We start from the raw sequence: 15059 nt of genomic DNA, 5'->3' as shown, positions 1-15059 counted from the left end.
GCCATGGCCGGGCTGCTGGACACAGTGTTCGACGCCCACGGCGGGCTGCAGCGTTGGAACGCCGTCACCACCGTCGCGGCGACCATCGTCAGCGGCGGCAAGTTGTGGGACATCAAGGGCCAGCCGCAGGACCCGACACCGCGCCGGATGACCGTCGCCACGCGGCAATCGTGGGCGTCGGTGCGGCCGTTCGGCGCGGACGACCAGAAGACCGACTTCACCGCGACACGGATCGCGATCGAGAAACTCGATGGCCCCGTCGTCGCCGAGCGACGCAACCCGCGCGAATCCTTCACCGGCCATGAACTCGCCACGCCGTGGGATCCGTTGCAGCGGGCCTACTTCAACGGCTACGCGCTGTGGACTTACCTGAACACCCCGTTCCTGATGGCGCTGCCGGGCTTCAGGGTCACCGAGATCGAACCGGTCGACGACGGCGGCCGGCGCTGGCCGGGCCTGCGGGTCGAGTTCCCCGCGGATTTTCCCAGCCACAGCACAGTGCAGGAGTTCTACGTCGACGAACGGCATGTGGTTCGCCGCCACGACTATCGGGTCGATGTTGCCGGCGGGTTCGCGGCCATCCAGTACATCGACGATGTGGTGGACATCGCGGGGTTCAGGATGCCGACCAGGCGCCGAGCGTACCGCGCCGACGCCGATGGCCGGGTCATCGCCGAGGACCCGATGGTGTCAATCGATTTGAGCGACTTCGCTTTCCAGAACGTGGACGCGGCACTTTAGCCGTCCGTCGACTCCTGCGGAGGTGGACTTCCGTCGGTCTGGACCGCCTCCGGGGGGCCGCTGGCCAGCAGGGCGCGGAAGCCGTCCTCGTCGAGGATCGGCACACCCAACTCGACGGCCTTGTCGTACTTCGATCCGGGCGCATCCCCGGCCACCACGAACGATGTTTTCTTCGACACCGAGCCGACGGCCTTGCCGCCGCGGATGATGATGGCTTCCTTGGCCTCGTCGCGGGAGAAGCCGGGCAGCGATCCGGTCACCACTATCGAAAGTCCTTGCAGCGTCGGGGTTATCGCGGCATCGCGGGCGTCCTCCATCCGCACGCCGGCCGCTTTCCACTTGTCGACGATTTCGCGGTGCCAGTCGACGGCGAACCACTCGACGAGCGCGGCGGCGATGGTCGGACCGACACCCTCGACATCGGCGAGCTGCTCCTCGGACGCCGCCATGATGGCCTCAAGGCTGCCGAAGGCGACCGCCAGTGCCCGCGCCGCGGTCGGCCCCACGTGCCGGATGGACAGCGACACCAGAATCCGCCAGAGCGGACGGTCCTTGGCCTGCTGCAGGTTGATCAGGAACCGCGCGCCATTGGCCGACAGCGCCCCGTCTTTGGTCGTGAAGAATTCCGAGGTCAGCAGGTCGGCGCTGGTAAGGCTGAACAGGTCCCCCTCGTCGCCGATGACCTTGGCGGCGAGCAGCGCGGTCGCCGCTTCATAACCCAGCCCTTCGATGTCCAGCCCGCCGCGGCCGGCCAGATGGAAGACCCGCTCGCGCAGCTGCGCGGGGCACGACCGGGCGTTCGGGCAGCGGATGTCGACGTCGGCTTCCTTGGCCGGGGCCAGCTTGGTGCCGCATTCCGGGCAGTGGGTGGGCATTTCGAACGCGTACGCGTCATCAGGCCGCAGCTCCATGACCGGCCCGAGTACTTCGGGGATGACGTCACCCGCCTTGCGGATCATCACGGTGTCGCCGATCAGCACGCCCTTGCGCTTGACCTCGGAGCCGTTGTGCAGGGTGGCCATTTCTACGGTGGATCCGGCGATTTTCACCGGGGTCATCACCGCGAAGGGGGTGACCCGGCCGGTGCGGCCCACGTTGACCTTGATGTCGAGCAGCGTGGTCTGGGCCTCCTCGGGCGGATATTTGTAGGCCACCGCCCAGCGCGGGGTGCGCGACGTGGCGCCGAGACGCCGTTGCAGTGTGAAGTCGTCGACTTTCACGACGATTCCGTCGATCTCGTGCTCGATCTCGTGGCGCCGCTCGCCCCAGTACGTGATCTTCTCCTCGACGGCGGCCAGTCCGGCGACCTGCGTGGTGTGGTCGGAGACCGGCAGCCCCCAGGACTTCAGGGCGAAGTAGGTGTCGTGCAGCGTGTCTGGGGTGAACCCCTCGGTATAGCCCAGCCCATGGCAGATCATTCGCAACCGGCGCTTGGCGGTCACCGCCGGATTCTTCTGCCGCAGTGAGCCTGCCGCGCTGTTGCGCGGGTTGGCGAACGGCGCCTTGCCCTCCTCGACAAGGCCGGCGTTGAGGTTCTCGAAGTCGGCGAGCCGGAAGTAGACCTCACCACGAACTTCGAGGACCGCGGGTATCGGGAATTCCTTTGACGCGGTGAGGGTTTCGGGGATGTCGTCGATGGTTCGGGCGTTGTTGGTGACGTCCTCGCCGACCCGGCCGTCACCGCGGGTGGCCGCGCGCTCCAGCCGCCCGTTGCGGTACACGAGGCCGATCGCGACACCGTCGATCTTGAGCTCGCACAGATACGTCGGGTCGTGGCCGATCTCAGCCTCCACCCGGTTGGACCACGCCGCCAATTCGTCGGTGTTGAACACGTCGTCCAGCGACATCATCCGCTCCAGGTGGGCGGCCTCGGCGAAGTCGGTCGCGAACCCGGCGCCGCCGACCAGCTGGGTCGGCGAGTCGGCGACCCTCAGTTCCGGGTAGCGCTCCTCGAGGGCGAGCAGTTCGTTGAAGAGCGTGTCGAAGTCCGCGTCGGAAACGATCGGCGCGTCCTTGATGTAGTACCGGAACTGATGCGCACGCACCTCTTCGGCGAGGTCCTGCCAGCGCCGGCGCACATCCGGATCGATGGGGTCAACCGCGGGATCGGACGTCTCTGGAGCCACCCTCGCAGATTATCTGAGGCCACCGACGCCGCCGCCGTGGCAGGGTGGACGCCATGGGGCACCCCATCATGTTCGACGACGCGGACCCGATCCTGGCCAAGGTGCGCACGATCGCGCTGGCCTTCCCCGAGACGATCGAGAAGATCTCGCACGGCCGCCCCACGTTCTCCGCACCCAAGATGTTCGCGATCTACGGCGGCAGCCAGAAGAACCCCAGCGGTCCGATGATCCGCTACAACCACGCGCTGCTGGTCAAGGTCGACGACAGCGAGCGCACCGCCCTGCAGCAGGATCCCCGCTTCTTCTACCCGGCCTACCTGGGCCCGTACGGCTGGCTGGGCCTGGACTTCGACGCCGCCAAGATCGACTGGGACGAGGTTGCCGAACTGGTGGACGCCTCATTTCGGCTGCAGGCCCCGGCGCGACTGATCAAGCAGCTCGACGGCTAACCGACCGGCGACATCTGACCGTCAGTCATGCCTGCCGCGCCGCGACCGCCGGTGGTTGCGTTCGCAATACGCACCGGGTGCCGTCGTAGATCGTCGCCATGCACTTCGTGCAGTGCACGCACAGCCCCTCGCGGGTGGTATTCGCACGAAACTTGTTGACCAGCGCAGGATCGCGCAGCAGCGCGCGGGCCATCGCGACGAATTCGAACCCTTCTTCCAGCGCAGATTCGACGGTGTCCATCGTGTTCACCCCGCCAAGCAGGATCAGTGGCATCGTGAGCGCCTCACGGAATTGGCGTGCCAGCGGCAGGAAGAACGCTTCTTCAAACGGGTAGGTGCGGAACATGCGGGGGCCGATGACTCGCAGCCCCAGACCGACGATCGCGGGTTGGGCGGCGATGAATTCGGCCATGGGGACATCGCCGCGGAAGTAGTACATCGGGTTGAACAACGAGCTGCCACCGGTCAACTCCAGCGCGTCGAGGTGACCGTCGGATTGGAGAAGCTGTGCGGTCGGCAGGCTGTCGGTGAGCCAAAAGCCGCCGCGCACACCGTCGTCCATGTTGAACTTCGCGGTGACGGCGACGGCGTCACCGGCTTCCCGACGCACCCGCTCGACGACCCTGCGCGCCAGTTCGGCACGGCGCAGCATGTCACCGCCGAAGCGGTCTTTGCGCTTGTTGAGGTTCGGGCTGAAGAACGAGCTCACCAGGTAGCCGTGACCCAAATGCACCTCGATGGCGTCGAAACCCGCTTCAACGGCGTGACGCGCGGCGGCGCCGAAGTCGCCGATGACCTCTTCGAGTTGGCCGACAGTCGCGCCTCGTACCAATCCCATTGCCGGAGCGCTGAATCGGGTCGACGGTGCCAGTGTTCTCATGCGGTTGGAACGAGTGTTGGCAACTAGACCCGCATGGCCGATCTGCGCGCACACCAGCGCGCCGTCGGCATGTACCGCGTCGGTCAAGCGGCGCAACGCCTCGGCCCGCCGACTGTCGAGCACCATCGTGTCTCGGTGGACCCGGCCGCCGGGTGAGACCGCACAGTAGGCGACGGTGGTCATCGCCGCGCCGCCGCGCGCGACTTCGACGTGGAAATCGATGAGGTCGTCGGTGACCTCGCCGCGCGGCATACGACCCTCAAAGGTCGCGGCCTTGATGAACCGGTTCTTCAGCGTGAGCGGTCCCAGCGTCATCGGAGTGAACGCCGCCGAGGAGGCGACCGCTCGACCGCCTGCATGTTTCGATGCCATTGGCATCGTAAGGTAGCACGCGCGGCCACTCGACCAACAGGCAATCGCTGGAGGGAACATGCTGATCGGCGTCACCGGGGGAACCGGGTACGTGGGTGCGCATTGTGTGCGCGCCATGCTCGCAGGTGGACATCGGGTCCGACTGCTGGTCGGCCCGGACGCGCAGGGCGCGCCGGTGCTGGACCGCTTCGCCGAATACGGCGACGTCGACTCGCTATCCGGCGATATCCGGGACGACGTGACAGTCGACGCCCTGCTCGACGGTTGTGATGCGGTGCTGCACGCTGCGGGCGTGGTGGGGACTGACAACCGCCGCAGCGAGTTGATGTGGCAGGTCAACGCGTACGCCACTGAGAGGCTGCTGACGCACGCCGTCGACAAGGGGCTCGACCCGGTGGTGTCGGTGAGCAGTTACAGCTCCCTGTTCCCGCCGCCGACGGGCGTGATCGGCCCCGACACTCCCACCGCGAAAGGCCGCAGCGCGTACGCCAGGACCAAGGGTTACGCCGACCGCGTGGCCCGGCGACTGCAATCGCAGGGTGCACCGGTGGTCATCACCTACCCGTCGAGCGTGGTGGGTCCGGCGTTTCACACCGCACCCGGTGTCACCGAGCGGGGCTGGGCGCCGATCGTGCGGTTCGGTGTCGCGCCCCGGTTACGGGGCGGTATGCAAATGATCGACGTCCACGATGTCGCAGACGTTCACACCGCAGTGATGACACCCGGTCGCGGTCCTCGACGGTACATGTGCGGCGGAGTAATGATCCCGTTCGACGAGATGGTGTCGGCGTTGGAGCGGGGTTCTGGTCGGCGGTTCACACGAATCTCGTTAAGCCCAAGCACTTTCCGCGGTATCGGCCGGATCGGTGACGCGCTGGGCGGAGTCGTGTCGATCGGTGACGGCCTGACCTACGAAGCGGCCTTGCTGCTCACTGCGGCGACGCCGACCGATGACACTGCCACCCTGCACGACCTCAACATGACGTGGCGTTCTCCGATCGACGCCATCGTCACGTCATTCCCCGCGACGTCACCGCGGCAGTGAGGATGCCGACAATGCGGGCCCGTAGCGCCTCGGTGTCGTCCTCGACGGCAATCGTGGTCAGAAACAGCGCGGCACCGGCCGCCATCGCGATCACGGATCGGGCATCGCGTTCGGCCTCACCCGGGTCGCGCACGTCGGCGCCGGTGAACAGCGCAACCGCCGGTCCGCTGAAGCCAGACCACACCCGGCGGCGTAACTGCTCGTTCTCTGCCATCGCAAGCAGCAGTCCGGGCACCGCAGCCTTCACCTCGGCGCGCGCGAACAGCTGATGGCTGCCCCGCACCACCCAGTCCACCCACCCGAGTCGATCGGTACCCGCGAACGGGGCAAGATCGGGGGTCGCCCCAAGGATCGCATGCAGAACGAGCTCTGCCTTTGACAGCCAGCGGCGGTCGAGACTCGATCGACTGACCCCGGAACGGGCGGCTATCAACCGCATGCTCAGCTCTTCCCAGCCCACCTCGACAAGTAACTCCCGAGTCACCGCGAAGACCCGTTCGTCGATCGACGCGTCCCGCGGGCGCCCTGCACTCTTCTCACCCTCCACATCGGCAATTGAACCCCAACGTGCGGGCGGTTTACGGCGGCAGCCAGAAGAACCCCAGCGGCCCGATGACCCGCTGCAACCACGCGCTGCCGTCAAGCAGCTCGACAGCTAACCGGCCGGCGACATCTCCGGGGCCTGAACCTGTTGCGCCCGTGTGATGTTGGCGCGTAGCACCCGGGCCAGGATCGAGGGCCGCATCAGCCGCGTGGGCGAATCGAGCATGCCGAGTACCCGGAAGAACTGGTCGTTGACGGCCAGGTCTGTCTCGACGGCGGTGAGCACCCAGTCGGAAAACTTGTTGTTGATGCGCACTCCGAGCGGGCGATCACCGGCGACCTCGGGCAACGACAGGTCCGCGCTGATCGCGTTGCGCCACGCCACCCGAATGGTTTTGGCGGAGGCGCGGAAGAACCGGCGGGTCAGATCCTTGTCACCGCGACGCAGACAATCCCGCAGGGCGATGGCGTCCAATGCGGCCACCGTCATCCCCTGTCCGTAGATCGGATTGAAGCTGCACACCGCGTCACCGGTGACAACCAACCCGTCAGGCAGCCGGACCATCTCGTCGTAGCGGCGCCAACGGCTCGACGGAGTCCGGTAGTGCGCCGTTTTCCCAACGGGTTCGGCGGCCTCGAGCGCCTCGCAGATGCGTCGGGGAAGGCGCCGCCGCGCAAGAGCCAGCATGTCGGCGAAATCCACCGCCGACTCCTGGCCCGCCATCGCTCCGACGGTCATCAGCCAACGGCCGTCCTCGTGCCCGAGCAGGGCGACGGTGGTTGCGTCGCCGGCTTTGGGAAACGTCGCCACCATGTGTTCGTGAATCGCGTCCGACGGCATCGCCAGCCACTGGCTGGTGTAGCAGAGGTTGATCACCAGCTCGTCTTCGCGCGGCCGGTCATAGCCGAGGTCCTCGAGGAAGACCGGGGCGCGAGATCCGCGGCCGGTGGCATCGATCACCAGATCCGCACTCAGCACGACGGCTTCGGTGGCGTCGCGCCGGGCCGTCATCACACCGGTCACCCGCCGGCGGTCCCGCGACGATGTCAGGCCGACCACGTCATGACCGCCGAGCATGGTGACGTTCGGAATCGCCAAAACACGCTGCAGCACATGCCAATCCAGAAACGGACGACTCGGCAGATACGACGTCACCGCGTTGGGTAGCCGGCCCGAATGCAGGAACGGGTGGCCACCGTACTCGAGGATCACCCTGGCGAGGTCACCGTCATTCCACGTCGGGGCGCCGTCGGCGGCCATCTCCTCGAGGACACCGGGAAACAATTCGTCGAGGACGGCCACCCCGCCACCCTGCAGAACGTGACCATGACTGCCCTGGGGCACTCCGCGACGAGTGGTCGGCCGCTCGGGCGGCTCATCGCGGTCGATCACCACCACCGTCCGGTAATGCTCAGCGGCCACCCGTGCGGCGAGCATTCCCGCCATGCTCGCCCCCAGCACAACAGCGCGTTCCCCGAGAATCGTCATGGATTGAACGCTAGGAGCGCGAATCCACAGCGGGTCGAGTAGAGCGGTACTCGATTTCCGCATCACGTGGCTACGCGGGCACGTGCATCCGCTGGAAGATGATGCCCCGCTTTTCGTAGTAGACCGGCGTGTAAGTCGCACTGAAGCGGGGGTCATTCAACAGAGCATCCAGCGCGACGAATCCCGTGTCGTACTTACCGCCGGCTTCGGGGGCGCGCTTGCTTCGCAACATCACGACGACGACGTAGTCGTACTCCCCTGCGAGCAGGTAATCGTTGTCGATGCGCGCGAAATGTCTTCCCCCGACTTCTTTCGCCATGTGTTTGTCCACCAACCCGTACAGGTCGGTGAATCTGAGGTGATCGTTGAGATAAGGGATTACTCCTGCTTCCCCGATCAACACGGATTGGTGCGGGGCGGCCAGTCGGCCGAGATTCCGCGCTATGTCGTAGTAGTCCTCGTTGAACGGCTGAAATTCGAGGCGCAAGCCCGACGCGAGGGGTTTATAGGTTTTCACGTAGTTGCGTTGGACGAATCCTGCGCAACCGACCGCGACGACCAGGACCGCGACGGTGGCGAGCAGCTTTTGGTTGAGCAAGCCGCCGAGATCGATCTGGTCGATCAACACGAACAGAAGTAAGGGAAGTACCGGCAACGCCAGGCGGAAAGCGGGCATCCAGTCGCCGCCCGCGTAGACCGCGAACGCGCACTGCGCCACGATGACCAGGTAGATCGGCAGGTGGGCGGCCACCGACAACGAAGCCTTCTTGAACAACGTCAGCAGGACGTACGGACCTGCGGCGACGGCCAGGAAGAGTGCGACGTAACGCAGCCCTTCCTTGAAAGCAGGAAACTCCGGATTGTTCTTGGCGAACAGGGTATTGGGAAGAAATTCGCCGTAGTAGGACAGCCGGAATGCGATGAACGCGGCAATGATTGCAGCCACAATGCCCAACGTCACATAGACGAACGGTATCCGTTCGTTCTTGCTGCGTGCTCGGCTCGCGAATATCGCGGCATAGATCGCGATCGGATAGATGATCGCCTCCGGTCGCGAGATACTCAAAATGCCGAGCGTGACGGCGAAGCCGATGGCACAGCCTAGCTTTCGATGCGCGCGCCACAGATAGTAAAACAAGAAGGAAAGCGCCAGCAGGAAGGTGACCAGCGACGTCTCCATGCCAGAGATGTTGTACGCGTTGAGGAACGGACTCGATGCCATGACGAACACCAACAGCGCGATCGCCGGCGTCCCGTTGCCGTGCAGCTTGGCGAGCTGACAGATCGCGACCAAGGTCAATGCGCCGAACACCATGCACAAAACCTTGGACAGGTAGAACAGTGCGAGGTGAGTGGTCAGCCCGGTGACCGCCGCAACGACAGTGACCAGCAGCAGCCAAGTCGGATTCGAATAGCCCTCGACGGCCTCGCCGGGGTTGAATACCGGACCATTTCCGGCGAGGACATTGCGGCTGTAGCGCAGGGTGACGAAGACATCGTCGATCTCGATGTTCACGAAGTCCAGGCAGCCGATTACGTACACGACGCCCGTGCTCACCACGAATAGCGGGAACCATCGTGAGGAGAGTTTCTGCGACAAGGACATACCGCTAGATCGCTTCGGGGTCCTCGGTGACGGCGTCGCCGGCCCGCTGGCACAAGCCGATCGCGACACGGGCCCACTCGGCGCTGGCGCCCGCCAGCCCGCACGCCGGGCTGATGCCGACGCGATCGCGAACCGAACTGCGGGAGAAGCCAATTCGGTCGGTGATCGCGACGGCTGCCGCAGCAACCTCTTCGGCCGACGGCCGCTTCGCCGGCGCACTCGTCGACACCAAGCCGAACACCACCGTGCGACCCGAGTCCAGGAACTCCCCCAGCCCGTCGAAATCAGCGTCGCCGAGCGTGCCCACGTCCACCGACACCGCGTTGATCGCACTGCGCTGCACAACATTCCAAGGAACGTCGGCCGCACACGTGTGCAGCAATACCTCCGTGCCCACGCGGGCAACACACTCGTCGAGCAACCCGATCGCCACCACCTCGTCGACCGGATGCACCGGGCTCATGGCCGTCACTCCGGTCAGCCGGCCGGCCAGTGCGGCAAACAGCACAGGCTCGTCGTACTGCACCACCACCGTCGTCCCCAGCCGCCGTGCCAGCTCGGCCCGATGTCGCGCCACCCCCTCGGCCAGTGAGGACGTCAGGTCCCGAACCGCGCCGGCGTCGGTGAGCGCGCGGTGACCTCCTGGCAGCTCCAGCTGCGCGGCCAGGGTGATCGGACCCGGTGCCTGGACCTTGACCGACCGTCCTGAACCGGGGCCGCCTGCCTTCTCCCAGGCTTCCTCGATGGCGTCGATGTCCTCGTCGAGCAGGCTCTTCGCCCGGCGGGTGACCGCGCCCGGCCTGGCGACGATCCGGTAGCCGCGCGGCACGGTGTCGATGGCGATGTCGACCAGCAGCGCACCGGCGCGGCCGATCATGTCCGCACCCACACCGCGGGCCGGTAGCTCAACCAGGTGCGGCAGCCGGTGCAGTTCCCCGACGATGATCTCGGCGGCTTCCCGCGGCGCCGAACCCGGCCACGAACCCATCCCGGTGCCCGCAGCGAAATCACTCACCGGCCAACCGTATTGGACAGCCCGGGCACACCCCACGGCCGGGGGCCTAACGTGATCGATATGACGGTGCGCGCGGGGCTGGCCTGTTGCGCGATGGCGGCCCTGCTGACCGGTTGCACCCAGTGGGTCGACGGTGATCCGCTGCGCGCCTTGAGCGAGCCGCCGTACCACCCGCCGGGCATCGTCGACGTCGACCAGGTGCTGCTGACCCAGGCGCAGGTGCAGGCGATCACCGGTGGCGGCCAGGAGGTGACCATCATTCCGACGATGGACGGCAAGTCACTGGTCGACGTCGAGCAACTCGCCGAATCGGTCCCCCAGGATTGCCGCTTCCTGTTCGCCGAGACGGACACCTTCGGCACCGACGTCGAAGACTTCCACAAGACCAGCTTTCAGCACCCGGCCCGACGGGCGCTGATCTCCGAGGGGGCGGCCGCCTACCGCGACGACGCCGCGGCACGGCAGGCGTTCAACATCCTCTCGACCACGGCGCATCGCTGCGCCGACGGTCCGATGGGTTCGTATCTGGTCGGCGAGGTCAGCGCCGACACCGACTCGCTGCGCACCCGCCCAGGCCGGTGCGGCCGCGACTACCGGCTGAAGGCCTCGGTGCTGGTGGAGGTGACGTTCTGTACGTATCCCGAGTCGGTCCCCGAGATCGTGATGGCCAATATCGTCAGCAAGATTCCCGGTTGAGGATCGTCGCGCTGCCGATGACCTCGTCACCGGCCGGGTCGGGCCGGTAGAGCACCAGCGTCTGGCCCGGCGCGACACCACGCAGTGGGGTCCGCAGCGCCACCCTCAGCTCATCGCCGACGACTTCGGCGACGGCGGGAACCACGCCGCCGTGCGCCCGAACCTGGACCTCGCATTCCACCGGCCCTGTCGGCGTGACGCCGGAGGTGAACACCGGTTGGGTGCCGGTCAGCGAGCGCACATTGAGGTTCTCGACCGCGCCCACCCGCACCGTCTGCGAGTCGGCGTCGATCGCGGTGACATAACGCGGCTGCCCGTCGGGACCGGGCCCGGCGATGCCGAGGCCCTTTCGCTGCCCGATGGTGAACCCGTGCACACCGTCGTGTTCGGCGAGCACGGCACCGCTGGCGTCGTCGATCACCGTGCCGCGCCGCACGCCGATCCGGGCGCCGAGGAAGGCCTGGGTGTCACCGGACGGGATGAAGCAGATGTCGTGGCTGTCCGGTTTTTCGGCCACCGAGAGCCCACGGCGGGCGGCCTCCTCGCGGATCGCCGGCTTGGGTGTGTCACCGATCGGGAACGCGGCGTGGCGAAGCTGATTGGCGGTCAGGACGCCCAGGACGTAGGACTGGTCCTTGTCCGCATCGACCGCGCGGCGCAGCCGACCCTCGGACAGCCGGGCGTAGTGGCCGGTGGCCACCACGTCGAAACCCAACGCCAGCGCCTTGACGGCCAGCGCGGAGAACTTGATCTTCTCGTTGCACCGCACACAGGGGTTCGGCGTCTCCCCGCGCTCGTAGGATGAGACGAAATCGTCGATGACGTCCTCGGCGAACTTGTCGGCGAAATCCCAGACGTAGAACGGGATTCCGAGCACATCGGCAACCCGCCGGGCGTCGCCGGCGTCCTCCTTCGAGCAGCAGCCGCGCGAGCCGGTACGCAGGGTGCCCGGCGACTTGGACAATGCCAGGTGCACGCCGACGACCTCGTGGCCGGCGTCGACCATCCGGGCCGCGGCCACCGACGAGTCGACGCCGCCGCTCATCGCGGCCAGCACCCTCATCGCAGCGCTCCCAGTGCCGAACTGGCCAGTGCGGCCTGCCGCGCCCGCTCAACGACAGCGGGCAGCGCCCGCAGCGCCGCGTCGACGTCGGCCTCGGTGCTGGTGTGGCCCAACGAGAATCGCAGTGAACCCCGCGCGGCGTCAGCATCAGCGCCCATCGCCAGCAGCACGTGTGACGGCTGAGCAACGCCGGCCGTGCACGCCGAGCCGGTGGAGCATTCAATTCCGTTGGCGTCCAACAGCATCAGTAGGGAGTCGCCCTCACAGCCGCGGAAGGTGAAGTGGGTGTTTCCCGGCAGTCGCCGATCGCCGAGTGCGCCGTTGAGATGGGTGTCGGCGATGGAGTCCAAAACCCCGTTGATGAGCCGCTCACGCAGGGCACGCAGCCGGGAGCCGGTGACCTCGAGCGATTCGACGGCGATGTCGGCCGCCGCCGCCATCGCCACCGCACCGGCGACATCCGGTGTGCCGGAACGGATGTCCCGTTCCTGCCCACCACCGTGCAGCAGGGGGACACAGGCGGTGGTGCGGCGCAACAGCAGGGCGCCGACGCCGGTGGGGCCGCCGAATTTGTGGGCGGCCATGCTCATGGCCGACAGATTAGAACCGGCGAAGTCGACCGGGAGATGACCGACGACCTGGACAGCATCGCTGTGGATCGGCACGTCGAACTCGGCGGCCACGGCGGCCAGATCGGCGATCGGCATGATCGTGCCGACTTCGTTGTTGGCCCACATCACCGAGACCAGCGCGACGTCATCGTGCTCTTGCAGGATGTCGCGCAGCGCCGCGGCGGTGACCGAGCCGTCGGGCTCGGTGGGCAGGAACGTCACCTCGGCGCCCTCGTGCTCGGCCAGCCAGGTGACCGCGTCGAGGACCGCGTGGTGCTCGACCGCGGTGGTGACGATGCGACGGCGGGTCGGCTCCACGTCGCGGCGAGCCCAGTAGATGCCCTTGACCGCGAGGTTGTCGCTCTCGGTGCCGCCGGCGGTAAAGATCACTTCGGACGGGCGGGCACCCAGCCGTGCCGCGATGCTCTCCCTGGCCTCCTCCATCCGGCGCCGGGCGTCGCGGCCCGCAGTGTGCAACGAGGAGGCATTTCCGGCGGTGGCCAGCGCAGCCGTCATCGCCTCGATGGCAGCAGGATGCATCGGGGTGGTGGCAGCGTGGTCGAGATACACCGGGCCGGTGGTCGGGCTCATAGCCAAACCAGGATACCGGCCGCAGCCGGGGCTCCCTGCCACGCCAGAAGGGGCGGTCAGCCCGCCAGTGCGTGGGCGTGCTCGAAGCGCGGTGCGATCTGCCCGCGCACCGCCACCTCGCAGCGCTTGGCCAGTTCGCGCCGGTCAGTTCCGGGCAGCTCCAGAGAGCTGACCTCGACGTCGACCACGGTCAGCCGGGCCCGGACCGTGCGGCTCAGCGACTGCCAGAGCGTGTCATCGCCGACAAACGCCGCCACGGTCGACGGCCGTCCGTCGCGGTGGTGATAGGTCAACCGCAGCGGCTGAACCGGCCGGCCCGAGTCCACGGCCGCCTGGAACATCGCCGGGCGGAACTGCCCGTAGGCCAGCCCGCACCAGGTGGTGCCCTCCGGGAACGCGACGACGGTCTGCCCGTTGCGCAGCCGGTCGGCCACTAGCGCGACCACCTGCGGCAGCCTGCGCAGGCTGGCGCGGTCGATGGGGATGACCTTCATGATCCGGGCGGCCAGCCCGACGGCAGGCCAGTCGATCAGGTCGGCGCGCGCGACGAAGGCGCCCGGCAGCACCGAACCGACCACGAAGATGTCGATCCAGGACACGTGGCCGCTGACCACCAGCACGCCCCGCAGGTTACGAATCGGGCCGCCCGACACGGTGATTCGCACGCCAAGGCAGCGCAGGAACGTCCGGCAGTAGAGCCGCTGGACACGTCCGCGGCCCGGCATCGGGACCGCCAGCAGCGGCACCATCATCAGCAGCAGCAGCGTGGCCGAGATGCGCAGCGTCGCGCGCAGCGTCGCGATCGCCCGCCGCGACGGCGGGGCGCCGCCGGCGCGCACGCAGCTGTCGTCACACAGTGCCCGGGGCAGCCAGGCGTGATCCGGGGCGGTCATGCGGTCTCCCCCATCCCGCCGGCCATCTCGCTGGCCGCCGACACCGATCGCAACCGGGTCAGATAGCGGGTGTCGGCTTGCCGCTTGCTCAGCAGGGCCGGGAAATCGCCGACACCGAACTCGGGATCATGGGCCGGCTCGCCGCAGACGCGGGCACCCAGGCGCAGGTAACCGCGCATCAGCGGCGGCATGGTGGGCCTGGTCGGCGGCGGGATGTCGTCGAGTCCGACCCCGTCGAGAACGACCGGGCGGTAGGGGTACACGGTGTGCTCGGCCGGGGCGGCGTGACGGCGCAGCACGACGTCGCGCACCCCGCGGATCTGAGAGCCTGGAGGTGCACCCGCCGGGTCTTCTGAGTGGGTGGGCACCGAGACGCATCCGGCGACGTAGTCGTATCCGCAGCGGTCCAGGTAAGCCAGGATGCCGGCCCACATGAGCAGCACCACGGCGCCGTTGCGGTGGTCGTCGCGCACCACCGCGCGGCCCATCTCCACCAGCGACGGCCGCAGTCCGTCGAGCGCGCTGACGTCGAATTCCGTTGCGGTGTAGAGGCTTCCGGCGGCGATTGCACCGGGCGGCGGCAGCATGCGGTAGCACCCGACGAGCTCGCCGGAGAGGTCCTCGCGGACCAGGAGGTGGTCGCAGAATTCGTCGAACCGGTCTGCGTCACGGCCGTCACCGCCGGCGGGCAGCGCATAACCGGGTTCGGTGGTGAACACCTGATGGCGCAGCCGCTGGGCCGCCTCGATCAGGGCGGGGTCGGTGGACAGCAGCAGCGAGTAGCGGGGGCCGCGCAGGGCGGCGGTCTCGTTCTGGTCAGGGGCTATGAGTACGGAGGCAGTGCTCATAGCTGCACGGTTGCTGAGCCGTTCGGCGGGATGTCAACGCGAGCGTGACGTGTTCGTGCACTCTCGATGACGAACAAAAGCGACGGCCCCC

Annotated in this window: 14 protein-coding genes; 4 read left to right on the top strand and 10 right to left on the bottom strand. The window is 67.3% G+C overall.

The window, feature by feature from the left end; genetic code table 11:
- Positions 1-3 precede the first annotated feature (3 nt).
- Complete coding sequence (locus tag SLQ31_RS10070; protein ID WP_319431932.1) at positions 4-741, top strand: hypothetical protein; 738 nt, start codon at positions 4-6, stop codon at positions 739-741.
- Here the strand turns inward: SLQ31_RS10070 and ligA are convergent.
- Entirely contained in the window at positions 738-2831 is a 2094-nt protein-coding gene (gene ligA / locus SLQ31_RS10065) for an NAD-dependent DNA ligase LigA (protein WP_319433008.1), read from the bottom strand. The two genes, SLQ31_RS10070 and ligA, sit on opposite strands and share 4 nt — an antisense overlap.
- Positions 2832-2920: 89 nt before the next feature.
- Between ligA and SLQ31_RS10060 the strand changes: the two genes are divergently transcribed.
- The gene (locus SLQ31_RS10060; RefSeq protein WP_319431930.1) at positions 2921-3316 is read left to right on the top strand and encodes an MmcQ/YjbR family DNA-binding protein; all 396 of its coding nucleotides are present in this window, start codon (positions 2921-2923) and stop codon (positions 3314-3316) included.
- Positions 3317-3341: 25 nt separating this feature from the next.
- Here SLQ31_RS10060 and SLQ31_RS10055 read toward each other — a convergent pair whose 3' ends face one another.
- On the bottom strand, positions 3342-4574 hold the full coding sequence (locus SLQ31_RS10055) for an NADH:flavin oxidoreductase (protein WP_413641674.1): 1233 nt from the start codon (positions 4572-4574) through the stop codon (positions 3342-3344).
- 52 nt (positions 4575-4626) lie between these two features.
- Here SLQ31_RS10055 and SLQ31_RS10050 point away from each other — a divergent pair, with 52 nt between their 5' ends.
- Complete coding sequence (locus SLQ31_RS10050; protein WP_319431928.1) at positions 4627-5613, top strand: NAD-dependent epimerase/dehydratase family protein; 987 nt, start codon at positions 4627-4629, stop codon at positions 5611-5613.
- On the opposite strand, the gene SLQ31_RS10045 is transcribed toward SLQ31_RS10050, so the two are convergent.
- The 4 genes from SLQ31_RS10045 to SLQ31_RS10030 all read right to left on the bottom strand — a co-directional run bounded on the left by SLQ31_RS10045 (position 5579) and on the right by SLQ31_RS10030 (position 10266).
- Positions 5579-6160, bottom strand: coding sequence for a helix-turn-helix domain-containing protein (locus tag SLQ31_RS10045; protein ID WP_319431926.1), 582 nt, complete (start codon positions 6158-6160; stop codon positions 5579-5581). The genes SLQ31_RS10050 and SLQ31_RS10045 overlap by 35 nt on opposite strands.
- A 108-nt stretch (positions 6161-6268) precedes the next feature.
- Positions 6269-7645, bottom strand: coding sequence for an FAD-dependent oxidoreductase (locus SLQ31_RS10040; protein WP_319431924.1), 1377 nt, complete (start codon positions 7643-7645; stop codon positions 6269-6271).
- A gap of 70 nt (positions 7646-7715) precedes the next feature.
- Positions 7716-9251 carry a hypothetical protein gene (locus SLQ31_RS10035; RefSeq protein WP_319431922.1) on the bottom strand — a complete coding sequence of 512 codons (1536 nt, stop codon included), beginning with the start codon at positions 9249-9251 and terminating at the stop codon, positions 7716-7718.
- Positions 9252-9255: 4 nt separating this feature from the next.
- Entirely contained in the window at positions 9256-10266 is a 1011-nt protein-coding gene (locus SLQ31_RS10030) for a methionine synthase (protein ID WP_319431920.1), read from the bottom strand.
- Positions 10267-10326: 60 nt separating this feature from the next.
- Here SLQ31_RS10030 and SLQ31_RS10025 point away from each other — a divergent pair, with 60 nt between their 5' ends.
- Positions 10327-10962: a sensor domain-containing protein gene (locus tag SLQ31_RS10025; protein WP_319431918.1), complete on the top strand. Its 636-nt coding sequence runs from the start codon at positions 10327-10329 to the stop codon at positions 10960-10962.
- On the opposite strand, the gene mnmA is transcribed toward SLQ31_RS10025, so the two are convergent.
- From mnmA to SLQ31_RS10005, 4 genes are read right to left on the bottom strand one after another with little or no spacing between them, the layout of a single operon-like run.
- A complete protein-coding gene (mnmA, locus tag SLQ31_RS10020; protein ID WP_319431916.1) occupies positions 10943-12025 on the bottom strand; it encodes a tRNA 2-thiouridine(34) synthase MnmA in 1083 nt (360 codons plus the stop codon). The genes SLQ31_RS10025 and mnmA overlap by 20 nt on opposite strands.
- A complete protein-coding gene (locus SLQ31_RS10015; RefSeq protein ID WP_319431914.1) occupies positions 12022-13227 on the bottom strand; it encodes a cysteine desulfurase family protein in 1206 nt (401 codons plus the stop codon). The genes mnmA and SLQ31_RS10015 overlap by 4 nt, the downstream gene beginning before the upstream one ends.
- A 56-nt stretch (positions 13228-13283) precedes the next feature.
- Positions 13284-14120 carry a lysophospholipid acyltransferase family protein gene (locus SLQ31_RS10010; RefSeq protein WP_319431912.1) on the bottom strand — a complete coding sequence of 279 codons (837 nt, stop codon included), beginning with the start codon at positions 14118-14120 and terminating at the stop codon, positions 13284-13286.
- A complete protein-coding gene (locus SLQ31_RS10005; RefSeq protein ID WP_319431910.1) occupies positions 14117-14968 on the bottom strand; it encodes a GNAT family N-acetyltransferase in 852 nt (283 codons plus the stop codon). The genes SLQ31_RS10010 and SLQ31_RS10005 overlap by 4 nt, the downstream gene beginning before the upstream one ends.
- Positions 14969-15059 lie beyond the last annotated feature (91 nt).

Origin of the sequence: Mycobacterium sp. RTGN5, from assembly GCF_033804465.1 — a bacterium.
In the GTDB taxonomy this organism is placed as follows: domain Bacteria; phylum Actinomycetota; class Actinomycetes; order Mycobacteriales; family Mycobacteriaceae; genus Mycobacterium.
This window is presented reverse-complemented; position numbering and strand designations above follow the sequence as displayed.

Coding starts and splice junctions, on each gene's coding strand:
- SLQ31_RS10010 (WP_319431912.1), bottom strand. CDS start 14,120: ATGACCGCCCCGGATCACGCCTGGCTGCCCCGGGCACTGTGTGACGAC.
- SLQ31_RS10055 (WP_413641674.1), bottom strand. CDS start 4,574: ATGCCAATGGCATCGAAACATGCAGGCGGTCGAGCGGTCGCCTCCTCG.
- SLQ31_RS10050 (WP_319431928.1), top strand. CDS start 4,627: ATGCTGATCGGCGTCACCGGGGGAACCGGGTACGTGGGTGCGCATTGT.
- SLQ31_RS10040 (WP_319431924.1), bottom strand. CDS start 7,645: ATGACGATTCTCGGGGAACGCGCTGTTGTGCTGGGGGCGAGCATGGCG.
- SLQ31_RS10005 (WP_319431910.1), bottom strand. CDS start 14,968: ATGAGCACTGCCTCCGTACTCATAGCCCCTGACCAGAACGAGACCGCC.
- SLQ31_RS10070 (WP_319431932.1), top strand. CDS start 4: ATGGCCGGGCTGCTGGACACAGTGTTCGACGCCCACGGCGGGCTGCAG.
- SLQ31_RS10015 (WP_319431914.1), bottom strand. CDS start 13,227: ATGAGCCCGACCACCGGCCCGGTGTATCTCGACCACGCTGCCACCACC.
- SLQ31_RS10035 (WP_319431922.1), bottom strand. CDS start 9,251: ATGTCCTTGTCGCAGAAACTCTCCTCACGATGGTTCCCGCTATTCGTG.
- SLQ31_RS10025 (WP_319431918.1), top strand. CDS start 10,327: ATGACGGTGCGCGCGGGGCTGGCCTGTTGCGCGATGGCGGCCCTGCTG.
- SLQ31_RS10060 (WP_319431930.1), top strand. CDS start 2,921: ATGGGGCACCCCATCATGTTCGACGACGCGGACCCGATCCTGGCCAAG.
- mnmA (WP_319431916.1), bottom strand. CDS start 12,025: ATGAGGGTGCTGGCCGCGATGAGCGGCGGCGTCGACTCGTCGGTGGCC.